The organism is Deltaproteobacteria bacterium, from assembly GCA_009692615.1.
In the GTDB taxonomy this organism is placed as follows: Bacteria; Desulfobacterota; Binatia; order UBA9968; family UBA9968; genus DP-20.
In genome coordinates, this window is sequence record SHYW01000015.1 from 38,258 (window position 1) to 60,548 (window position 22,291).

At 56.2% G+C, this 22,291-nt stretch carries 23 protein-coding genes; 2 read left to right on the forward strand and 21 right to left on the reverse strand.

Annotation, left to right across the window (positions count from 1 at the left end; translation table 11 throughout):
* Window positions 1-22: 22 nt before the first annotated feature.
* The 8 genes from EXR70_05540 to moaC all read right to left on the reverse strand — a co-directional run bounded on the left by EXR70_05540 (window position 23) and on the right by moaC (window position 8,137).
* Window positions 23-643 carry a hypothetical protein gene (locus tag EXR70_05540; GenBank protein ID MSP37935.1) on the reverse strand — a complete coding sequence of 207 codons (621 nt, stop codon included), beginning with the start codon at window positions 641-643 and terminating at the stop codon, window positions 23-25.
* A gap of 108 nt (window positions 644-751) precedes the next feature.
* A complete protein-coding gene (locus EXR70_05545; protein ID MSP37936.1) occupies window positions 752-1,741 on the reverse strand; it encodes a quinone oxidoreductase in 990 nt (329 codons plus the stop codon).
* Between the two features lie 123 nt (window positions 1,742-1,864).
* Window positions 1,865-2,569 (reverse strand): cyclase family protein, encoded by a 705-nt coding sequence (locus tag EXR70_05550; protein ID MSP37937.1) that lies wholly within the window; start codon window positions 2,567-2,569, stop codon window positions 1,865-1,867.
* A 55-nt stretch (window positions 2,570-2,624) separates the two neighbouring features.
* Window positions 2,625-4,034, reverse strand: a complete 1,410-nt coding sequence (locus EXR70_05555; GenBank protein ID MSP37938.1) for an MmgE/PrpD family protein — start codon at window positions 4,032-4,034, stop codon at window positions 2,625-2,627.
* Window positions 4,035-4,080: 46 nt separating this feature from the next.
* A complete protein-coding gene (locus EXR70_05560) occupies window positions 4,081-5,505 on the reverse strand; it encodes a M23 family metallopeptidase (protein ID MSP37939.1) in 1,425 nt (474 codons plus the stop codon).
* Between the two features lie 120 nt (window positions 5,506-5,625).
* Complete coding sequence (locus EXR70_05565) at window positions 5,626-6,318, reverse strand: JAB domain-containing protein (GenBank protein MSP37940.1); 693 nt, start codon at window positions 6,316-6,318, stop codon at window positions 5,626-5,628.
* A 70-nt stretch (window positions 6,319-6,388) separates the two neighbouring features.
* Window positions 6,389-7,564, reverse strand: coding sequence for a class I SAM-dependent rRNA methyltransferase (locus EXR70_05570; GenBank protein MSP37941.1), 1,176 nt, complete (start codon window positions 7,562-7,564; stop codon window positions 6,389-6,391).
* 93 nt (window positions 7,565-7,657) lie between these two features.
* Window positions 7,658-8,137, reverse strand: coding sequence for a cyclic pyranopterin monophosphate synthase MoaC (gene moaC / locus EXR70_05575; GenBank protein MSP37942.1), 480 nt, complete (start codon window positions 8,135-8,137; stop codon window positions 7,658-7,660).
* A gap of 43 nt (window positions 8,138-8,180) precedes the next feature.
* On the opposite strand from moaC, the gene trxB reads away from it, so the two are divergent.
* A complete protein-coding gene (gene trxB, locus EXR70_05580; protein MSP37943.1) occupies window positions 8,181-9,122 on the forward strand; it encodes a thioredoxin-disulfide reductase in 942 nt (313 codons plus the stop codon).
* Window positions 9,123-9,464: 342 nt separating this feature from the next.
* Here trxB and EXR70_05585 read toward each other — a convergent pair whose 3' ends face one another.
* The 12 genes from EXR70_05585 to EXR70_05640 all read right to left on the reverse strand — a co-directional run bounded on the left by EXR70_05585 (window position 9,465) and on the right by EXR70_05640 (window position 19,594).
* Window positions 9,465-9,782: a DUF2442 domain-containing protein gene (locus EXR70_05585; protein MSP37944.1), complete on the reverse strand. Its 318-nt coding sequence runs from the start codon at window positions 9,780-9,782 to the stop codon at window positions 9,465-9,467.
* Window positions 9,783-9,859: 77 nt separating this feature from the next.
* Window positions 9,860-10,159, reverse strand: a complete 300-nt coding sequence (locus EXR70_05590) for a hypothetical protein (GenBank protein MSP37945.1) — start codon at window positions 10,157-10,159, stop codon at window positions 9,860-9,862.
* On the reverse strand, window positions 10,156-10,407 hold the full coding sequence (locus EXR70_05595; protein ID MSP37946.1) for a hypothetical protein: 252 nt from the start codon (window positions 10,405-10,407) through the stop codon (window positions 10,156-10,158). The genes EXR70_05590 and EXR70_05595 overlap by 4 nt, the downstream gene beginning before the upstream one ends.
* 123 nt (window positions 10,408-10,530) lie before the next feature.
* Window positions 10,531-11,082: a hypothetical protein gene (locus EXR70_05600; GenBank protein MSP37947.1), complete on the reverse strand. Its 552-nt coding sequence runs from the start codon at window positions 11,080-11,082 to the stop codon at window positions 10,531-10,533.
* A 111-nt stretch (window positions 11,083-11,193) separates the two neighbouring features.
* The gene (locus EXR70_05605) at window positions 11,194-11,751 is read right to left on the reverse strand and encodes a hypothetical protein (protein ID MSP37948.1); all 558 of its coding nucleotides are present in this window, start codon (window positions 11,749-11,751) and stop codon (window positions 11,194-11,196) included.
* Between the two features lie 53 nt (window positions 11,752-11,804).
* Window positions 11,805-12,440 (reverse strand): cysteine hydrolase, encoded by a 636-nt coding sequence (locus EXR70_05610; protein ID MSP37949.1) that lies wholly within the window; start codon window positions 12,438-12,440, stop codon window positions 11,805-11,807.
* Between the two features lie 24 nt (window positions 12,441-12,464).
* Window positions 12,465-13,364, reverse strand: a complete 900-nt coding sequence (locus EXR70_05615) for a VOC family protein (GenBank protein ID MSP37950.1) — start codon at window positions 13,362-13,364, stop codon at window positions 12,465-12,467.
* 15 nt (window positions 13,365-13,379) lie between these two features.
* Complete coding sequence (locus EXR70_05620) at window positions 13,380-14,381, reverse strand: ABC transporter substrate-binding protein (GenBank protein MSP37951.1); 1,002 nt, start codon at window positions 14,379-14,381, stop codon at window positions 13,380-13,382.
* A gap of 16 nt (window positions 14,382-14,397) precedes the next feature.
* Window positions 14,398-15,345: an FAA hydrolase family protein gene (locus EXR70_05625; protein ID MSP37952.1), complete on the reverse strand. Its 948-nt coding sequence runs from the start codon at window positions 15,343-15,345 to the stop codon at window positions 14,398-14,400.
* Window positions 15,342-16,325 (reverse strand): fumarylacetoacetate hydrolase family protein, encoded by a 984-nt coding sequence (locus EXR70_05630; GenBank protein ID MSP37953.1) that lies wholly within the window; start codon window positions 16,323-16,325, stop codon window positions 15,342-15,344. The genes EXR70_05625 and EXR70_05630 overlap by 4 nt, the downstream gene beginning before the upstream one ends.
* Before the next feature lie 78 nt (window positions 16,326-16,403).
* Window positions 16,404-18,236 (reverse strand): NAD(P)/FAD-dependent oxidoreductase, encoded by a 1,833-nt coding sequence (locus EXR70_05635; GenBank protein ID MSP37954.1) that lies wholly within the window; start codon window positions 18,234-18,236, stop codon window positions 16,404-16,406.
* A complete protein-coding gene (locus tag EXR70_05640) occupies window positions 18,002-19,594 on the reverse strand; it encodes an NAD(P)/FAD-dependent oxidoreductase (protein MSP37955.1) in 1,593 nt (530 codons plus the stop codon). The genes EXR70_05635 and EXR70_05640 overlap by 235 nt, the downstream gene beginning before the upstream one ends.
* A 257-nt stretch (window positions 19,595-19,851) precedes the next feature.
* Here EXR70_05640 and EXR70_05645 point away from each other — a divergent pair, with 257 nt between their 5' ends.
* Window positions 19,852-21,045 carry an aminomethyl transferase family protein gene (locus EXR70_05645; GenBank protein MSP37956.1) on the forward strand — a complete coding sequence of 398 codons (1,194 nt, stop codon included), beginning with the start codon at window positions 19,852-19,854 and terminating at the stop codon, window positions 21,043-21,045.
* A 10-nt stretch (window positions 21,046-21,055) separates the two neighbouring features.
* On the opposite strand, the gene hisF is transcribed toward EXR70_05645, so the two are convergent.
* Window positions 21,056-21,817, reverse strand: coding sequence for an imidazole glycerol phosphate synthase subunit HisF (gene hisF / locus EXR70_05650; protein ID MSP37957.1), 762 nt, complete (start codon window positions 21,815-21,817; stop codon window positions 21,056-21,058).
* Window positions 21,818-22,291 lie beyond the last annotated feature (474 nt).

The window sequence follows — 22,291 nt, forward strand, 5'->3', positions numbered from 1 at the left end:
GCTAAGGGAAGATTCGGACGGGTCAATGATCTCGTAGCAGTCGGCCTAGATTGGGCAGCTGTTCGTTGACGCCCACCATTCGTAGAGCTTGCCAGAGTCCTGCTTGATTGCTTGTCACCACCGGTAACCCAGTATCTTTTTCTAGCGGCTCGATGGCTTCGAAGCTGCGCAGATTGCCGCATGAAATTAAAATGCCGTCGGCGTCTGGCGCCGAGCGCACAGCTTGCTTGGCCAATTCATAGGTCGCGTCCGGCAATACTTTGCCCATGTCGATGCTGCGCTTGAGCCCCATGCCGCGGATCGCGGCGACTTTAAATCCCGATTGCTCCAGTACATCGACCAAGCGCGCGTCGATGTCGGCGAGATACGAAGTCGCAATCGCCGGCCGCTCGATGCCGAGCGTCCGCAGCGCCGCGACCACGGCGGTGAGCGAAGTGGTGGCTTTGATGCCGGTGCTCGTGGTGATGCGTTGGCTTAATTCGCGGTCGTGACCGAAGCCGCGAAAAAATGCGATCGCCGTGCCGGCTTGCAAAATGACATCGACTTCGGCCGAAGCCAGTTCCAACGCGGCCCGTTCGACTTGCTTGACAGTTTCCGCCAGTCCTTCGACGGTCACGTCGTGCAGCAGTGTGCGGGTTTCCACCAGGCAGACGCCGTCGGGCAGAGCGCGGCGCCACTCTTCGCAACCGACGGTTTCGGGGGAAGGGGATATGCGTCCGATTTTAGCGCGCCAGCCGTACATTTCTCACGATTAGGGAATGAGCAGGATCTTGCCGACCGAGCGGCGCGATTCGATTTCGCGATGAGCTTCCGCAGCATTCGCCAGAGCAAAAGTTTTGCCGATGTTGATTTTTAGTTTACCGCTGTCGATCCATTTGCATAAGTCGCCGGCGCGCCGCTCGACATCGGCGTGGCTTGCGACGTTGTGGGTCAGGCTTGGACGCGCGAGTGACAGAGATCCTTTGGCATTTAGCACCGCGGTGTCGAAGGGCGGCACGGGACCGCTGGCTTGTCCGAAGATGACCAGCGCGCCGAGCGGCGCCAGGGAGTCGAGGCTTTTTTCGTAAGTGTCTTTGCCGACGGAATCGTAGACCACGTTGACACCTTTACCGTCAGTCAGTTTTTTCACTTCAGCGGCGAAATCTTTTTCCGTGTAGTTGATCGTCTCGTCTGCGCCGGCGTCGCGCGCGAGCCGCGCTTTGTCTTCCGCCGACACCGTGCCGATCACCCATGCGCCGAGCATTTTCGCGATTTGCACGAGCAACAAGCCGGTGCCGCCGGCGGCGGCGTGGATTAGCACGCTGTCGTTCGGTTTCACCGGATAGGTGCTGTGCGTCAGGTAATGCGCGGTCATGCCCTGGAGCATGACCGCGGCGGCGGTTTGGCTGTCGATCGACCTTGGCAATTTGAAAAGATGCCAACTCGGCGCAGCAAAGAATTCGGCGTAGGAGCCGTAGCCGTTCGATATGCCATAAGCGACGCGGTCGCCGATTTTGATGCCCTGCACATCGGCGCCGAGTTCGACGACGGTGCCGGCCGCTTCGGCGCCGGGAATGTACGGCAGCGGGCGGCGGTGATGGCCGCCCCAATGAAAGCCCGAGCGATAATAAATGTCGAGAAAGTTGACGCCGGCGGCTTCGATCTTGACTAGGACTTCATCAGCCTTGGGTCGCGGCTTCGCCGTCTCTTCGTAGCGCAGCACTTCAGGGCCGCCGAGTTCATGGACGCGGACTGCTTTCATGTAACGTGGCTAAGGTAAAAAAATTTCTTCACCACGACGCACGCGCGGTTTTGAGTTGCGGTAGGGGCGAATGATTTTTCGCCCTTACAAGTAGTCCTGTGTGTTTGTCGTGGTAAAGACACTTCAATTATCGAGAATCGCGATCACCCGCGCCGGCGCGGATTCGGTCTTCCATTTGACCGGCAGGGCGACGATTTGCGCGGTGGAGCCGATTTGATCGAGATTGATTAGATTTTCGATTTGAAAAACTACCCGCGGTAAAATCGTTCGGTGCACGCGCATGGCGCTGTTCAAAATTTGATCGGCCTGCTGATAGTCCGCGCCTTTTTCTTCCTGGGCGAAGTCGAAACCGACCACCGCCGGCTTTTTGCCGACCAGCCACTGGGCCGCTTCCTTGGTTAGGTAGGGCGAATCGTTCCACCATTTGGGATCGGTGGTGTCGTGGCCTTTGGGCCAGTCGGTGCGCAAAAACAGCATGCCGCCCTCCGGGATCGTCACGCCTTGGCGGGTAAGTTTTTGCTCGGCCTCGACCATGTCTTCGGTAGTGATTTTCGCATGCGCTACGCCGCGCGCCGTGAGATCCATGATCACCGCCTGACCCATCATCGGTTCCAACGGCAGCTGTTCGATGGACGGCATGTCGCGGAAAAAATGGTGCGGCGAATCGATATGGGTGCCGACGTGCACGGTCATCTGCACCGTGTTCGAGACAAAGCCTTTGTCTTCCCATTTGATGATCGGCTTCAACTTGAAATACTTTTCATCAGGCGCAAACGGCGCGGAGTCACATTCTTCCACGGTCATGCTGAGATCGACGATACGAGACATCGGGTTTCCTCCGAGTGCAAACAGGGTTTATATATCCTGCTCGCGGCCGGCAATGTCAACGGCGGGCCGGATGGAGCGGGGCGAGCCAGGCGGCAACCGACGAAGACTGTTGCAGGCTGTCGAAACTTTTTAAGAATTTTTCGATCGCGTGCGGCGGCAACACGCCGTCGGCGCACTGGCGAAATTTCTCTTCGATGTCGGCGCGCGCGGCGGGCCGGGCCGGATGACCGCGGGCGATGCGATCGCGCGCGCCATAAATCGCGCCTGACTTGCTGGCGATTTCCACCTGGGTGTCGATGCCAGCTTTTTTGCTGCGTTTGGCCGCAGGCCGGCGAATCAGTTGTACGCGTTTCATTAGCGTGCGAATTTTCGCGTCGCCGACCCGCTCGGGTGAAAATTGTTTTAGCCCCGCCGCGCCATCGGCGATGGCGACCGCGGCGGCGAATTCAACGCTGAACTTCGCTTGCAGTGCATCTTTCGGCTTTGGGTACACTAGCGGCAAGGCCGCGTCGGCATCGAGGGTGATGGAAATCTTTTCAATGCGCTCGGGAATGAGCCGGTAGCGCCGGCGTAGCAACAACAGCAAATCGATGGCGGGATGGAGCACGCCGACGCAAGGATAAAGTTTGATGCCGACGCCGGGTTTGGCGAAGAATAATGGCGCGCCAAAGCGCAAGAGCTGACGATCCAATTTGTTCTTGCAGGCGGCGGAAAAAAATCCCATGGGATCGTCAAAAATATTTTCCGACGCGGTAAATCCCTTGACGGCGAGTTGAGCGGCGAGCAAGCCGTTCTCGGCGGCGCGCCCGGCATTCAGTCCTTTGGCCATGGCGCCGCGATTGGCGCGCAGGCCGGAGCTGAGCGTGCCGGCGATGCCCAAGGCGTGGCGGATGGCGACGGGCTTGAGCCTGAGCAAATGCGCGCAGGCGGCGGCAGCGCCGAAGACGCCGAGAGTACCGGTGGGATGAAATCCGTCCAAGTAATGACTTGGGTCGACGGCGTCGCCCAACCGGCAGGCGACTTCGACGCCGACAATGTAAGAGGTGAGCAGCGCCGCGCCGTTGGCGCGCGTGCTTTCCGCCAACCCCAGCACCGCCGCTAGTACGGGCGAGGTCGGATGGGTTTGCTGACCCATGGGGCGCGACGCCAGTGTGGTCATTTGCGCGTCGTCATAGTCGAGGACGTGAGCCGCGACGCCGTTGAGCAACGCGGCGTGTTGCGCCGAAATTTTCGACCGGCTGCCAATCACCGAGGCTTCGGATTGGCGATCTATTTCTAAATAATGGCGCCGGAGTAACTGCGCGGACGGTTGATTGACACCGCTCAGCATGGTCGCTAAGCCGTCGAGCAGATGGAGTTTCGCCGTCTCCAACACTTCGGCGGAAATATTTTTTGCCGTGGTGCCGGCGATGAAGTCGCCGATGCGTTGCGAAACCGTTGGCTCTGGTGAACTGCGGCGAGTCATAAGCGTTGCGCGTGACCGCCGCTAAAGAATTCCTGGCGGTTAATACTTAACCTTTGCGTTTGCGCGCGGCTTTGCGTGCGGACTTATGTTCTTCTTGGACCGCTTCGCTGGATTTGCCGAGCAGTTTGGGTTCGACGTTATCTCTGATCCATTTTTGGTCCCACCATTCCACCGGTAGAATCGCTAGGCCGTGCAAATAGACTCCGAAATGGAGATGATCGCCTGCGGCAAGACCGGTCTCGCCAGTTTTGCCGATCGCCTGCTGTTGTTTGACCGCGTCGCCGACTTTGACGTCGATGGAGCTGAGGTGAGAGTACAGCGTGAATAGGCCGAGGCCGTGGTCGAGGATCACCGTGTTGCCATAAATCCCCAGATCGCCGGTGAACGCGACCACGCCGCTGTTGGCTGCCTCGGCGGGATAATGTTTGGTGACCGACAGATCGTAGCCCAGGTGATAGGCGTTATCGATCGTTTCTTCTTTGTAGATATAAGTCCTGGCGTCGGCGAAATTGGCTTCGACTTTGGAATTGCTCAACTGGGTAAAGGCGCCGGACCAGAGCATTTTGACAGTCGATTTTTCCGTGATCGCTTTGATCTTGTCTTCGTTTTCTTTGCGCAGTACTTTGTTGACGCGGATAAAAATTTCTTTTGGGCTGCCCTGGCGCGCCGCCACGTCGTTGACCAGCGGCGTCACTTTGTTTTGAATGAAATCGTCGGAGATCGGAATCGTACTTTTTTTGTATTTAACGTTTTTGAGCTCGTAGACCAGCTTCATTTCCCTTGTGTTGCCGGCCTTGTCGGTGGCGACCAAGGTGGCGCGCTCCTCCGGCCCGACATTGTATGGATGGGCGAAAAAGGCCAAGTAAGATTCCGGCTGCTCTTTGATCTGGCCTTTGTAGCCGGAAAAAAAATAGCTGCCGATCTTGATGCCAGAAGTGACCGTGTCGGCGGAGGGTTTGTAGACGATTAGGCCGACGCCGCCAAAATTCACATAGCGGTCGTCGGCGATCAATTCCAAGGTCGGCGGCGTGATGTCGATGGTAATGTTTTTCTGCAAGACGGTTTCGTTGCCGCGGAAAAAATTCCACAGCGAGCGGTCTTTGGCGCTGATGCTTAAAGTCGCCGGGCCTTCTTTGAGACCGGTGAGTTTGTTCGACAACGCGATGGTGAATTTTTTCTGCATCACCGGCTGGTCATATTGCTCGTTGGCGAGCGGATAGTCGGTGCCGGCGGCGGTGAGGATTATGCTGAAAGATCTTAGGCCGGTGCCTTGTTCGTTGACTTCCACTTCCATGGGCGCGAGACCGATGGCATCGACGTCTGGGCTGAGTTTGATCTCGGGTTTGTGCCATTCGAAGCGCGGCACGAGAAAGTAAATGCCGGCGCCGGCGCCGATTAAAAGAATCGCCACGACGAAACCGATGCCGGGGATAAATCTCCGTCTAGGTCTGCCGAATTCAAGAGCGCTCATGTGTTGATGTTAGTTGAGAATGAGTTGTGAGACGATTTAGCGATAGAATAATCGCCGCTGCCAATGAAGTCAATCGAAGTTCGAGCCGCGCGTAAATTTCTTGGCCGATGTCGATAGGATTTACAGAAGGCCGCGTTCGTTAAAACTAAAATAGCGGTCGTGGCCGATCACCACGTGATCGAGCACGCGCACGCCCATCACATCGCCGACTTCTTTCAACCGTTTGGTGATGTCGATGTCTTCCGGGCTCGGCGCCGGATCGCCGCTCGGATGATTGTGCACGAAGATCACGCCGGCGGCGGATTCGCGAATCACCGGATTGTAAACTTCACGCGGGTGGACGAGCGAGGCGGTGAGCGAGCCTTCGGAGATTTTTACTTCCCCCATTTTGCGATTTTTGTTGTTAAGCAGTACGACGTAGAAAAGTTCGCGCTTTTCCCGGCCGAGATTTTCGCGAAAGTGTTGATAAACATCTTCAGCGGAGTGAAGCGGCTGGCCGGTCTCCCATTTTTGGCTGCCGATTCTCTTGCCGATCTCCAAGCACGCTTTGATCTCGGCGACTTTGGCCGGGCCGATGCCTTTGACGGCGGAGATTTCGCTCGCCGACGCATCGTCGATGCCTTTGAGTCGGCCGAATTGATTTAACAGCAAGCGCGCCTGATCGATGGCGCTCTCGCCGGTGCTGGCGTTGCCGTTTCTAAGAATGATCGCGAGCAATTCGGTTTCCGTTAATGCGTGAGAGCCCTTGGCGAGAAGTTTTTCCCGCGGGCGATCTTCCTCGGGCCAATCTTTGATGGTCTGGTAAGAAGCCATGGACACCTCGCTTTCCGTGGTTGCGCGCTAGTTCCCGGTTGCGAGAACCGCCTACCACAGTGCGAGCGTGTTAGTCCAATGCTCTGAGCGCGAGGCCTTTTAAATATTCACCTTCGGGATGATGCAGGCTGACCGGATGGTCGAGGGCGTGGCCGAGTCGTTTGACGATTGTCGCCGTGCGGCCGGCGTCGACCGCGGCGCCGAAGACGACTTTTTGAAAAAGATCGGCGGACAAATGCTGTGAGCAGGAAAATGTCAGCAGCAGACCGTCAGGGCTCAAATGCTTGAGCGCATGCAGGTTCAAAAATTTGTAGCCGCCGGTGGCGGCATCGATGTCGCCGCGCCGGTGCGCTAGCGAGGGCGGGTCTAAAATAATCAAATCGAACTTTTGCTCAAGCTCTTTTAAGTACGCAAAGGCGTCGCCCTTGATCAGCTCGCCTGGCCGTTCGGCAAAACCGTTGAGCGCAAGATTTTTTTCCGCCAGCTCCAACGCCGGATGGGAAGAATCGAAGGTGACAACTTCTTTGGCGCCGCCGGTAAAGGCGTAGACTGAAAAACCGCCGGTGTAAGAAAAGCAATTCAACACCCTTCGACCCTTGGCGAGCGTCGCGAGAAAAGCGCGGTTTTCGCGCTGGTCTAAAAAGAAGCCGGTTTTTTGACCGTGGGCCACGTCGACCAAAAACTTTTGGCCGTGCTCTTCGATCTGAATCAACTCGGGCGGCGTCTGGCCGGCAAGCACGCCGGTCGACGCCGCAAGCCCTTCTTCCTCGCGCACGCGCCCTTCGCTGCGTTCGAAGATGCCCGCTGCGGCGGTTAGTTCCGAAAGCGCGGTGACGATCTCGGCTTTGTGCTGCTCCATCCCCGCGGTGAAAAACTGGCAAACGTAAAAATCGCCGTAGCGGTCGACGATCAAGCCCGGCAAAAGATCGCCTTCGGCGTTGCACAGACGATAAGCGTTGTTCGATCCGTTTAATTGTTGGGTGCGAAACGTGAGCGCCTGTGACAAGCGTCGTGTGAAAAAAGTTTTGTCGATCTCTTCTTTTTGCCACGTCAGCAAGCGCACTCGGAGCTGCGATTTGGGATTGTAAAAACCGCGCGCCAGCCAGTTTTTTTTGCTGTCGAAGACATCGGCGACGCCGACTTGTTGGTCGTCGCCGACAATGCGCTCGATAGCGCCGGAAAAAATCCACGGGTGGCCGTTTACGACCGGCCGTTCGCGGGTGGGTTTGAGAAAGATTTGTTGCAAAGTTTAAGAAGGCAATAGGCAGCGGGCAATAGGCAATAGTATTCGGATCGGAATCTTACTATTGCCTGTTGCCTATTGGCTATTGCCTATTGCCTATTCCTTCCTAATAAACGTTCCGCTCTTGCCGCCGCTTTTTTCGACCAGGCGGATTTCGCCGAGGATCATTTCGCGGTCGACGGCTTTGCACATGTCGTAGATCGTCAGTCCCGCGACCGCGACCGCGGTCAGCGCTTCCATTTCGACGCCGGTCTTGCCGCTGACGCGCACCGAGGCTTCGATGTCGACGCGGGCGGGTTTTTGCTTTGGCGTGAGTTCGATTGTGACTGACGTGATGTTGAGCGGATGGCACATGGGAATTAATTCCGAAGTTTTTTTCGCCGCCATGATGCCGGCCACGCGGGCAACCGAAAACACATCGCCCTTTTCGATTTTCTCGCCGAGAATTAAAGCCAGCGTTTTCGGCTGCATGCGGATTGTGCCGCGGGCCAGCGCGATGCGGCTGGTGATTTCTTTTTCGCTCACGTCGACCATGCGGGCGCGGCCTTGTTCGTCCAAGTGACTGAGTTGTGCCATCGGCTTTCTTTCTCCCTCGAAAAAATTATGTTACAGAACTCGGATGGATAAGAAAAGTCATTACCGCGTAATCATTCTCGGCTCCGGCGCCGCCGGTCTCACGGCGGCGATCTACGTTGCTCGCGCCAACCTCCAACCGCTGGTGATCGAAGGCTCCCAGCCCGGCGGACAGCTGACCATCACCACCGACGTGGAAAATTTTCCCGGTTTTCCCAAAGGCATCATGGGACCGGAGCTGATGGAGGAGTTTAAAAAACAGGCGGAACGTTTCGGCACCGAGACTCTGTTCGGCGAAGTCACCGCCGTCGATTTGAAACAGCGCCCATTCAAACTGTCGGTCAGCAAAGAAAGCTATACTTGCGACACGCTGATCGTCGCTACCGGCGCAACGGCGAAACTGCTCGGCCTCGAATCCGAAATGAAACTCATGGGCCACGGCGTGTCGGCGTGCGCGACCTGCGACGGATTTTTCTTCAAAGATAAAGAGCTGGTGGTGGTCGGCGGCGGCGATACGGCGATGGAAGAGGCGACGTTTCTCACCAAGTTCGCCAGTAAAGTGACGGTCGTTCATCGGCGCGACAAACTGCGCGCCTCAAAGATCATGCAAGAGCGCGCGGAAAAGAATTCTAAGATTTCTTTCGTCTGGGACACGGCTGTCGAAGACGTTTACGGCGATGCCAAAGCCGGCGGCGTGACCGGCGTCAAATTCAAAAATCTAAAAACCGGCAAGACCGAAAATTTCAAATGCGACGGTCTATTCATCGCCATCGGCCATGAGCCGAATTCGAAATTGTTCGTCGGCCAGCTAGATCTCGATCCGACGGGTTATATCCTCACCCACGATGGCAGCAAGACCAAAATCCCCGGCGTCTTCGCCTGCGGCGACGTGCAGGATCATGTTTATCGCCAAGCAATCACGGCGGCGGGAACGGGTTGCATGGCGGCGATCGATGCGGAGAGGTTTTTGGAGAATCAGGAAGGGTAGAACGCGTCTCGGATTGCAGGGCCGTATCCGGTGCGCGAATTGCGCGTGGGTCTGATACAGCGGGATAGTTCTAATTTCAGAATGTTTGCGTTTCTGTCTCCGAAAATGATGACTAACTGACGAATCCCTTAGGAGGACAGGGGGCTTTCCAGCCGGACTCGTTGCAGTACGGCATCACAATAAAGGCCCAGACCAGGATAAATGTAAGTGCCAACAAAATGAGAGCGATAGCCAATAGCACATCGAACCGTAACAGTTTAGTGCGAATGAAGTGTTTTAGTGACTGTGATTCCGATCTCTCGTTCTCGCCTTCCATAAGCACTCCCGGCTGTTTTTGCTGAATCACTTCGGCCCGTGTTCGGTGTTTTCGCGCGCTTCCATCCACTTCTTCAAGGATTGAGGGCTTTCACCTGACGGAAGACCGGCTAAAAGGCCCGCGACAGTCAAGTCTTCGTCCAATTCGGGCCAGTGAATGTACGTGCCATCGGCAAAGATCTCCAGATAATTGCGCTCCGCAGGCGTCCCGTGCCACAGACGAGGATACCAAACCAGCGGCACAATGATGGTGCGCCCATCCATCAGATCGACCGTCAATGAGTCTTCATTGACGACAACGCTTCGAGCCCGCGGCTCTCTCTTCTCAACGGCCAAAGAACTCATACAGTGCTTCGAGTAATGTCTGCCGATGCCTTGAACGGGTCTGTGGTAGTATTTAGCTTCGAGCGGCCCAGGGACCGTTAGGCGCCGTTTCTTAGCGACATCGCGCGCTTTGCTTCGCTGAAAGCAACCTCTTCCAATTCCACTCGCTCTTCGATAATCCGCGCTAACCAATTGCCGACATTTTTTTCTCTGTGTAGCCGCGCGAGGAATGCCGCGCGAGCGGCTAACTTCGCAGGAAGGGCTAACGCCGATGGCTTTGCTCTGCGAATGTTTTTGGGTTGTCCCCAAGCCGAATCGTCGCCGGCTTGCGCTTCGACGATTTTATCGCTCTCATTATCGGAATGTTGCTTTCTCGTGGTTTTCTTTTTTAGCTTCATAACGGCCATCCTGTAATTATTCGCACAACATTATTTGCTTTGAGTTGAAAGATTATCTTGAGTCTGCGCCCTGCGAGCGTCGTACCAATCATTTGGTAACGGTCGATGTATGTTTTGTTTCTTCGCACTTGGGAGTCGGAAAAGAAACATTCGACCGCTTCTTCGAACGTGATTCGATGTGCATACAGTTTGTCACTCTCAAAATCATATTCAAAGTCAGCGGGTGAAAAATGGTTCCAGTTGACCACGGTTCATAATACATCGTTCGGGCAATCTTTTGAAAGGCGTGGTGCAAGCGATTCGGATTCGCCGGACACCATTCAACCGAGCCCGGCAATTTTACTACCGCCATCTGACACGTTCGATCATCGTTATTGCTCGGTCAAAAGGCAGCTCGACCACAGACCGACCGTTTGGATTCTCGCCTGGCGCTCCAACTCGCGAAATTCTCTGAGGTAGCGAAACGGGAACTGAGTATAAGCGTGGGCGTAGCCTTGGCGGATCAGTTCGCGGTTTAGCATCGTGCCGTCTTCGAGGTAGGCGTAGGCAAGGGTGCGGCCGTAGCGGTCTTTGTGGCGGCGTTTGGTATTGACGTTGTCGAGGACTAATCTGATTGTTTTTCCTTCGACGGCGTCACGGGTGAATTGTTTGGCTTGTTGGCCGAAACACTCCACGGCCTTTTTCGGGTGGACCGTTTCCGGTGTGTCGACGCCGATGAGCCGCACTTTTTCGTTCGGGCTGACGACGATTGTGTCGCCGTCGACGACCCGGACGACTTTTCTCAGTTCGCCGATCTGGGCGGTGGCTTCTTCAGATTGCGCGGAAGTGCCGACGATGGCTGAGTGGCTTGCCGCTAAGCAGTGGCTCGCCAGCGCGCTGAGTAATAAAGCTAGTAGTAAAAATTGTTTAGGATTCACAATCATTCGCAGGAGCAAGAGCTATGCCCCTGCGGATGATTGGGGGGACCGTGTTAGGTCTGGGTGAGGGCGACCGGCCGGTCGCCCCTACGGGTCAAAGGCATTCGAAAAAAAATTCTATGGAGCGACTTTGCTTGGTGAGGTGGCGGCGGACTCGGATTCTAATTTCTTAAGTTCGGCGAGCAGGAATTCGCTGCTTTTGATTTCTTTGCCGTCTTTGAAACGAATGAGGTAAGGCTTGCCGGAGGTTCCCGACATGCTTGCAACCTTGTCGATGAAGTCGTGGGCGGATTTGACGTCGTCGGAGTTGGCGCTCCATTTGCCGCGCAAAAAGCGCACCGCGGTTTTTGACTCGTAGGCGGAGCCGTTGCGGACGAACTTGCCGTCCTTCAAGTCGCCCACTCGCTTGATCAGCGTTTCGATCTTTTGCTTTTCGATCGCTGGCAGATTCTGGGCGTGGAGAAACGACGCCGTGGCTAGAATCAAAATGAGTGCAATTGCGAGCGTGAAGCAGCGCGCTAGCTGCTTCCCCCTTTGGAAAAGGGGGATTGAGGGGGACTTGCGTGAGTGGTGTGGCGGGGAAAATCCCCCCTGGCCCCCCTTTTTCAAAGGGGGGAATGAAAAAAGAGACGGCATCGTCTGATTTTGTTGTGCGCCAAATTGGAAGGTGTTCATGGCATAACTTAGACGTGCGCCGACGGAAATCCTTTTTCGTCTCCAGCGCTCGACTATTCGCCGCCTTGGCGGATCATTTCGAGTACTTGGTTGGTCGTTCGGACCCGCGCCAGGCGCGGAAAGACGGTGTCCATGAGCGCTTTCATGGAATCGTCGTGGGAGTTGCTGCACGCGTCGCGCGCGACGATGAGGTTGTAGTCGTGGTCGCGGGCGGAGTAGACGGTTGACGCGACGCCGACGTCGACGGCGCCGCCGGAGATGATGATCGTGTCGACGCCGCGCGAGCGCAGCGCGAGATCGAAGTAGGTTTGGTGAAACGTGCTCCAACGATATTTCGGAATTACATAATCTTCGGGCCGGGGCGCGATCTCATCGAGAACTTTTTGCTCGCGCGAACCTTCGGTGGCGCCGTGAACCGTTGGATTGCAGTCGTCGTTGGGCCAAGGGCGCAGCCGCATATCAGTGTCGGTGATCGCCATGTAACGGCTGTGGCCGTCGGGCCGATGATTGGCCATGGCGTAGAAAATCAGAATGCCATGCTGGCGCGCCGCGTTCATCAAGCGCACGGCGTTGTCGACCACCGGCTTCAAGGCTTTTTGTTTTTCTTCGGGGATGCCGTGGAAGTAGACGTTGAGCATGTCGAAGAACAGCAACGCGGTTTTTTTATTGTCGATTTGGTGGATGTTCATAAGAGTTCCTCCAGTGAAATTAGATTAGCCTAAAATTCCGCTGTCGCGGGAATGACGATCGAGCGCGGCGATCTCCCACCAGTTGTGATCGAGATCGCTTAGCAAAAACGAGTCGCCTTCGGTTGTCGACTCAATTTCCTCGATCATTGTCAGTCCGAACTCCTTGCGCCGTTCGTTAAAATCCCGATGGGCATCGGCAAGCGCGGCCGGCGATTCGACGGCGACCGTGTAGCGTTGCAGCGGCGTCAAAAAATGTTTGTTCTTCGCCGGCACTTCCAAGCTCACAACATACCATGGCGTCGACGGATGCTTCACGTCGTGGGGCTCGATGGTCGGCACGTGGGTGATGACATCGAGGCCTAACCCTTCTCGGTAGAATTTTTTCGAGGCTGCGAGATCGGTGCATTCCATGGTGCCATGAGTCATCGCTTGGGGCACGTAACCGCAGTCCGGCAATCGTTCTTCGGTGAGCACGGTTTTCCAGGGAAACGCGATCTCGTAGGGTAGGCCGGCTTTGTGGCGGTTTTCGTAGGATTCGATTTCCCAATAGTTGCCGCCGGGCTCGACGAAAAACATCGAGTAGGAACCGGCGCGCTCTTTGCGCTTAACCACTTTGGTCAATTTCAGTTCTTCCTTATGCGCTAGCAAATACTGATAAGCGTGGTCGACTTCTTGGTTATTTGCCACGCGCACGCCGTAATGGTTGCGCTCAGGTTTGTCTTTCACTTCCGCGCCGCCTTCGTGGACGATCAATTCCCAGCCGGTGTTGGGATGTTTCAGCACCGCTTCACGGTCGCGCCGTTCGAGCAAATCCAGTCCAAGGACTTTGGTAAGCACGGGAATCGTGTCGTCGAGGAAGCGCACTTCGGTGTGGCCGTGGACGAGGCCGTTGGGTTTTAGTACGGCATTGGTTTCGGTGGTCATGAAAAAACTCCTTCGCTATTTCTTACCGATGGCCAAGCGCTCGACGGCTTTTTGTACGAAGGTCGGATCGAGATAAGGCCGTGCGTCGCGATTTTTTACGATGGCGGGCGTGAAGCGCGCGTGAAAGCCGTTGATCATGCTTTCGATGCCTTCCTGCCAGGGAAACGGCTGGCCTTGGATCGCGTCGTACTGGGCCAAATTATTCTTGTGGGTTTTCTCGAGCAAGTTAGGATCGTTTTGCCGAGTGATTTTAACAATCGCGCGGTAGGCCGCCTCGCGGTTGGTGCGATACACTTGGATCGCTTCGACGATGGCGGTCATAAAATCGGTCAGCACGCGGGGATTTTTATCGCGAAAGTCGCGGGTCACGGTGTAGGGAATCCCCGCGTAGCCCATGCGCAGGTCGAAAAAGTTTACCAGCTCGCGAAAGCCGAGTTTTTCCAATTCGATCTCGTTGGGCGGCGACACGGTCATGGCGTCGTACAGCCCTTGCTTCATCTGCGCCGCCCGCGCCAAGGTGCCGCCGGCGGTGTAAAAAACCGCGACATCTTTGTTGGGCACGAGATTGTACTTTTCCAAAAGATAGAGCGTGGCGTATTCGTCCAGGCCGGCGCGGCTGACGCCGATCCTTTTGCCTTTCAAGTCGGCTATCGTTTTGATCGACGGCGCGACCATCAAGCGCTGCGGTACGTAGCGGGTCTCGGTGCCGATGACAATGATCGGCGCATCGGCGGCCGCGATGGTGCGCGACACTGCTGTCCCTCCCCCGTAGAGCACTTGAATGTTGTTGCTCAAAAGCGCTGGCAGGTAAGTCGACGGTCCCTGCATCAAGATCAGCTCGACGTCGAGATTGTACTTGCGAAAAATATTTTCCAGCTTGGCCAGCCAGGCGATGGAGAAGTTGGTGGTGGTGGAGGCGTAAGCGACGTTGAGTTTGGTAAGCTGAGCGCGGGCTTGGACTGGGAACAGGACGAATAGGACTGATAGGACGGATAGTTTAAGAGAGCAGCGATTCATAGTCGTGTTATTGGGATTATTCCGCGACGATGCGGTTTCTGAGTTGGCCGAGGCCTTCGACTTCGGCTTCGACTAGGTCGCCGGGTTTTAGCCACCAGGGCACCTGGTCCGGTTTTCTCCCGGCGGCGACGCCGCGCGGTGTTCCGGTGGTTAGCACGTCGCCGGGATTGAGTCCCAGTTGCGACCAGTAGGCGATCATGTCGCGGATTTTGAAAATCATGTAGCCCAAGTTCGAGTCCTGGCGGATTTCGCCGTTGACGCGAAGTGAGAGTTTTAGATTTTGCGGATCGGCGACTTCATCGGCGGTAACCAGATAGGGACCCATGGGCGCGAAGCCGGGAAAACTTTTGCCCATTAAGTGAATGCCGTTTTTGTTCTCGCTGCGAATCACATCGCGGCCACTGATGTCGTTGAACGTCGAGTAGCCTGCGACATAATCGAACGCTTCATCCACGCTGACATCGACGCAAGGCTTGCCGATCACGATGGCGAGCTCGACTTCGTAGTCGAGATGTTTTACTTCCGGCGGATGGGGAATGTCGTCTTCGGGACCGATCACGCTGCCCGGCAGTTTCAAGAACGCCACCGGCGCTACCGGGCCTTTTTTCGACGACATCTCGGAGACGTGGTCGGAAAAATTTTTGCCGGCGGAAATCAATGCGCCAGGGCGAGGCACCGGCGCCATCAAGCGCAGGCGCTGGCGTTCGATGACATTGTCACCGCTGCTGTCAGAGGCTGCGTGCTCGATCGCTGTTCGCGCGGCGTCCATTGCTTTGTCGCCATGTTTCAAGAACTCAACCATGTCGCTGCCCAGGGCGGCGCTGGCTACGCGCAGCGGGGCGGCAGCTTTCTCAACCTTGCTTAGATGGGACGCGTAGGCACTGAGCAGATCGACGACATTGCCGGAGCTGTCGATGGCGCCGATTCTCTCTTGCTCGTCATGGAAAAAAGTCACCAGCTTCATCGGCGTACTCCTCCGGCGGCGATAACTTGATGCGACAGCTCGCCGATGGCCGGCGACGAGCAGCGCATCGTCGAACCGATTTTGAGCGCCACGGGATTCTGCAACCGCTCGCCTTGGCGTGCCATGCTGGCGCCAATGGCGAACCAATCGCCCGGCTTGACGCCGAGGATCGACCAGCGGGCGACGATCTGCTCGACCGTGAAGACGCAATCGCGCAGGGCGAATTTCTGCTTGACGCTGCCGTCGAGGGAGAGTTCGACCTCCAGGGCCGAAAAAGTGTTCTTGTCGTTACCGATGAGAATGGCGGGGGCGACGCAGGTGCTCGACGGAAAGTTCTTGCCGAGCAAATTGTTGGTCGTGAGCCCTTCGCGCTTATTGATGTCGCGGGCGGTGATATCGACGATCAACATGGCGCCGGCGACATGTTCCCAGGCTTTTTCCGGGGGGATGCGCTTGCCGGCTTTGCCGATGACGATGGCGATGCAGCCATCGGCGTCAATTTCATCGGAAAATTTCGGCCAGATGACCGGCGCACCGATGGTGATAAAAGTCTGCGGCAGTTTGTAATAGCCCGTGGGGATTTCCGCCGGCGGCAGGGCTTCGACGCGGGCGCGATCGGAAAAACCGATGACGAAACTTTTTTCCGGATTTTGCAGCGGCGGCAGGACACTTACGTCGATGCTATCGTAAGTGAGCTTTTCGCCGCCGGGGCCGCGCAACTGGTTTAGGCCGGATTTGCTGACGAAGGACAGGATTTGATCGAGTAACGTTAGCCCAGGTTCGCCCCATTCGAGAAAGCCGGCGATGGTGTTTGGGAAATAATAGCTCGCCAGTTCGTAAGCATTCGCCTGTTTACCATCGGCCTGCGTCAAATAGGCGGCGCAGGCGACTTGTAAGTCGACTAACTGGCCGTCCAGCTCGCCGAAGATTCGGCTTTGATGCGGCAGCGAACTTTCCAAAAGTCCGAGATAAAGTTTCATCGAATGAGTCTTTTCGATCGATCGGAAAAAGTAGCTCTCCGTTTATCACGGACGCGGCGCGGTTCCTGCGATGCTGGATTAGGATTTCTTTTGTTTCAAATCCTGCAAAATTTCTTTGGCGGCATAATATCCCGGCAAACCAGTAATGCCGCCGCCGGGATGGCTGCCCGAGCCGCAGAGAAAAAGTTTGTCGATTGGCGTGTGGTAGCGCGCCCAGCCGGGCAGCGGGCGCATGAAAAAAATTTGATCCAACGCTAACTCGGCGTGATAGACGTGGCCTTCGGTCATTCCGTAAATCTGTTCGAGATCGAGGGGCGTTAAAACTTGGCGGTGCAGGATCGAGTTCTTGAAACCCGGTGCATACGCTTCGATCAAGTTTACAACCGTATCGCCAAGCGCGTCGCGCTGTTTGTTCCAGTTTCCTTCACGCAAATGATAGGGCGCCGATTGCATCCAGACCGACATGACATGCTTGCCGGCGGGCGCAAGCGATGGGTCGGCGAGCGATGGAATTGTGATTTCCAAAAACGGCTGCTGGGAATATCTGCCGTATTTGGCGTCATCGGCGGCGCGCTCTAGATATTCGATTGCCGGGCCGATGTGAATGATGCCGCCGAGCTGTGCTGCTTGTGCCGTGGACGATTTGAAATTCGGCAAGGCGTCGAGCGCGAGATTTACTTTCGCCACGGTGCCGCGGGCGCGAATGTTTTTCACTTGCAGTAAAAAATGCGGATCGACGTAGGTCGGTTCGACCAGTTTTAGAAAAGTTTTTTTGACATCGGTGCTGGAAATTATCACATCGGCGGTAAATTCAGTTCCGTTCGCGAGCACGACGCCCGAGGCAGCGCCGTCTTTGGTCGTGACGGTTTTGACCTCGGTGTCGGTGCGAATCTCCGCGCCATTTTGCTGGGCCGCAAGAGACAGCGCGTGGGAGATGCGGCCGATGCCGCCGCGGACAAAACCGTCGCTGCGAAAGGCGCCGGTGGCGGCGCCGATTTGATGATGCAAGAAATTGTAAGCCGTGCCTTGTTGGCGCGGTCCGACGAAGGATGCGAGCATGGAACTCGCCGCGATGGCGGCTTTGAGCGCTTCGCTCTCGAACCATTCGTCGAGAAAGTCGGACATGCTCATGGGCAAGACGCGCAAAAACTCGTACATCTCCTTTTTGCCCAGGCGATGAAATTTCCACGCCGCTTTGATCAGTTCCATCGGGTTGAATTCACCCGGCGTGGCGCGGTCGGGGAGGGGTAAGGAATAAAGCGTCAGAAGAAAGCCGGACAATTTTTTTGTCAGCGCGCAAAACTCGCCGTACTTTTCCGCATCGCACTGGGAATGGCGGCGGATTTCCTCGATGGCTTTCGCTGGATCGCGCGGAATGACGAGCGCGTTGCCGGTGAGACTCGGCGCAAACATTAACGGATCGAGGGGCAGAAACTCCAGGCCGTGCTTTTGCAGATTGAGACCTGCAACAATTGCCGGCGCAAACGAACCGGCGAGATGGGCGCAGGTAGCGTACTTGAACCCAGCAAAGATTTCTTCGCTGGCGGCGCTGCCGCCGATCACCGGACGGCGCTCCAAGACCAAGATTTTTTTCCCAGCCTTGGCCAGATAGGCCGCGGTCACCAGGCTGTTGTGGCCGGCGCCGATGATGATCGCGTCGTATTTTGCCACGGTGGTTAGCGAAAACTCCTTTGGCTGTCTTTGAGAATTTCCAGCGCTGCCAATCTTCCCGACGCCGCCATGACGCCGCCGCCCGGATGGGTGCAGGCGCCGCACATGTAGAGATTTTTTATCGGCGTGCGATATTTCGCCCAGCCGGCTACTGGACGCAAGAAAAATAATTGGTCGAGGGTGAGCTCGCCCTGAAAAATATTTCCTTCGGTCAAGCCGAATTCTTGCTCCAGATCCCACGGCGTGACCACTTGGCGGTGCAAAATAATATCTTTCATATTCGGCGCGTATTCGCTCAAGGTATCGATGACGGCGTCGCCCAGCGCGTCGCGTTTTTCCGGCCAGGTGCCAGATTTTAAATGATACGGCGCGTACTGCACGAAGATCGACATCACATGTTTTCCCGGCGGCGCCATGGATGGATCGAGCATCGACGGCAAAATGATGTCCATGTAGGGCCGGCGCGAAAAATCGCCGTACTTGGCATCGTCGTAGGCGCGCTCGATGTAGTCCAGGCTCGGGCTGATGGAAATCGCGCCGGCGAGATGCGGGCCGTTGCCGGGCATGGCGGTGAAATTGGGCAGCGCGTCGAGGGATAAATTAACTTTTGCCGACGAGCCGCGGATTTTGAAATTTTGCACCTGCTTGGTAAATCCCGCATCGAGGTGCTGGCTGTCGATCATTTTCAAAAACGTCCGCTTGGGATCGACGCTGGAGACGATGACTTTGGCTTGGATTTCCTCGCCCGATTGCAGAACAACGCCGTGGGCTTTGCCCTTCTTGATCAACACTTGATCGACCGCGGCTTCGGTTCTGATCTCCGCGCCGTGGTGGCGCGCCGCCTCGGCGATCACTCGGCTGATCGATCCGGTGCCGCCGCGGGCGAAACCCCACGAGCGAAACGCGCCGTCGAGCTCGCCCATGTAGTGATGCAGCAGCACGTACGCCGTGCCGGGCGAGCGCGGTCCCATGAAGGTGCCGATGATGCCGCTCGCCGACATGGTCGCTTTGAGTACGTCGGTGTCGAACCATTCGTCGAGAAAGTCCGCCGAGCTCATGGTCATGAGTTTGGTGAGATCGTACAACAGTTTTTCACCCAGGCCGCGAAAATGGTTGCCCACCGTGGCCAGGCCGAAAAGATCTTTTGGCTTCCAGGTCGTCGGTTCCGGCGGAATCATGCCGAGCAGGGGCTTTACCGCCATCGCCATCTGCACCATCAGCTGGCCGTATTGTTCGTAGGCCTCGGCATCGGTGGTCGAGTGGCGCGCGATCTCGCGCCGGGTGCGGGCGTGGTCGCCGCAGCGGAAAAGATAATCCCCGTCGGGCATCGGCGTGAAGGTGCTGTCCAAGGGAATGATTTCGAGATCGTATTTCGGCAGTTCGAGATCGCGGATGACTTCGGGGCGGAGCAAGCTCACGACATAGGAACAGACCGAATATTTAAATCCGGGATAGAGTTCTTCGGTCACCGCCGCGCCGCCGAGCAGGTGGCGCCGTTCGAGGACGAGGACTTTCTTGCCGGCTTTGGCCAAATAGGCGGCGCTGGTCAGACCGTTGTGGCCGCCGCCGATGATGATCGCGTCAAATTGGTTTCGCATCTCGATGATTTGCTTAAAGCCGCATATTTGGTAATTTCGACCGGGAAGTCAACGAGACAGTGCGGCTGAGCCGCAATCAATGGGAAGAAGAGATTAACCGCAAAAAGCGCAAAGGGCGTAGAAAAGAATCCGAATTTGTAGGGGCGACCGGCTGGTCGCCCTTCTTTGCCGCACGGAAAGTTTTCAATGTACTGATGCAGTGTGGAGCCGGCGAGACCGTTTCCGTCAATCCAAAATCGAAAATCCAAAATAACAAGATGCCCATCGGAACGCCATTTCACTCGCGAACTTCGGCCCTTTGCGCCAGTCACAACTGGCGGACATGGTCGGGATACTTTGTCGCCGGCTGCTACGACGTGATGCACGACTACGAGTATCATGCGATCCGCAACAGCGCCGGGCTGATCGATGTCTCGCCGCTCTATAAATACGACGTGCGCGGCAAGGACGCGCTCAAATTGGTCAATCGGGTGATCACCCGGGACGCGGCCAAGTGCGCCGTCGGTCAGGCGCTTTACGCGTGTCTGTGCGAAGACGATGGCGCGGTGATTCAAGATGGCACGGTGTTTCGTTTGGCTGAGGATCATTTTCGTTTTCACTTGGCCGACCCGAGTTTACGTTGGCTAAAGCTCAATGCCGTCGGTCTCGACTTGTCGATCCAGGAAGTTTCCGAGCGCATCGCCGCCCTGGCGCTGCAAGGGCCCAATGCGCGAAAAATCCTTGCCCAAGTATTCGATGCGGAGTTGAGCCAGCTAAAATTCTTTCGCTTCACGGCGGGGAAAATTCTGGACGTGCCGCTAATCGTTTCGCGCACCGGCTACACCGGCGATCTCGGCTACGAACTATGGTTTGACGCGCAACACGCCGAACGGATTTGGGACGCTTTGATGGCCGCGGGTGAATCGTTCGGTATCAAGGCGACCGGGATTTTGGCGCTCGATGTGTCGCGGCTTGAGGCCGGGTTCATTCTCTTGGAAGTCGACTACATCGGCGCTGAGAAGGCGCTGATCGCGACGCAACGCTATTCGCCATTTGAAATCGCTCTCGGTTGGACCGTCGATCTGCAAAAGGATCATTTCGTCGGCGCTAAGGCGCTGCGCCAAGCGCAGCAAGCCGGTCCGGCGCGCCAGATTGTCGGACTGGAAATCGTTCTCGACGACTACGAGTATCTTTACAAACAGGCCGGCTTGGCGCCGCAATATCCGCTGGCGGCGTGGCGCGGCGGCGTGCCGGTGTACAAAGACGATCGCCAAGTCGGCCATGCCACCACCGGCGCCTGGTCGCCGACCTTAAAAAAATATCTCGCGCTGGCGACTATTGAAAAAGGTTTAGCTGAGCCGGGTACCAAGCTCGATTTGGAAGTGACCGTTGAATACGCGCGCAAGCAAACCGGCGTGACGGTGGTTAAGACGCCGTTTTTCGACCCAGCGCGCAAGCGCGCCATCGCATAATCGCCAACCTCTATCGCACCGGCCGAATCGCCACGTTGCGGCTCGCCAGATATTTTTTGCACTCGCCGATGGAATATTCGCGAAAGTGAAAGATCGACGCGGCCAGCGCCGCGCTGGCGTTACCTTCGGTTAATCCCTCATAGATATGTTCGAGGTTGCCGACGCCGCCCGAAGCGATCACTGGAATTCCCACGCTGTCGGCAATCGCCCGCGTCAGCGGTAAATCATAACCGGCTTTGGTGCCGTCGCGGTCCATGCTGGTGAGCAAGATTTCACCGGCACCATTTTTTTCCATGCGCCGCGCCCATTCGATGGCGTCAATTCTAGTAGCGTTTCTTCCGCCGTGGGTAAAAACTTCCCAGTGGTCGGCGACCCGCTTGGCGTCGATGGCGACGACGATGCATTGGCTGCCGTAGGTTTCCGCCGCTTCGCGGACGAACTCCGGGCGATTGACCGCGCCGGTGTTGATCGAAACCTTGTCGGCGCCGGCTTGCAAGAGCGCGCGAATGTCTTCGAGCTTATTGATGCCGCCGCCGACCGTGAGCGGCATGAATACTTGTTCCGCTGTGCGCGCCACGACATCGAGAATGATACCGCGATTTTCGTGCGATGCGGTGATGTCGAGATAGCACAGTTCGTCGGCGCCTTCGAGGTCGTAAACTCGGGCTATCTCCACCGGGTCGCCGGCGTCGCGCAGGCCGATAAACTTGACCCCTTTAACGACACGCCCGGCTTTGACATCCAGGCAGGGAATGATTCGTTTGGCGAGCATGATTGAGTTAATCTTTGCGGTTCCCGCCAGCATTACCAGCAAGTTTTAATCGGCTTTCTTAACGACCGAGTCAAATCCCTATCACACGCCGAAAACGAAGGTAAGCTCCCGATTGTATGCCACTTGTCCTATGATTAGGACTAAAACTTTAAGCCTGATTATTCGATTTAACCAGTTGGTTAAGTATGCTTTGACATACGAAAGACCTAAAAAGTTCAAAAAAATATTTTTTGTATACAACTTTAGGCTTGACAGAATGTCGCCGTTGGGTTAAAAACTGTCGGAACTGGTACCAAGAGCTTAGTTAATTTAAAAGGGAGGCAAGAAGGAGGCAATGATGACGAAGAGATATTTAGTAGGGAGCATGCTTGCTGCGTTCCTTTTGGCTGCGGGAACAGTTCAAGCCCAGGGCGTGGATCAAAAGATCCAAACGTTGGAGCAGGAACTTTCACAGCTGAAAGAACAGCAGATCGA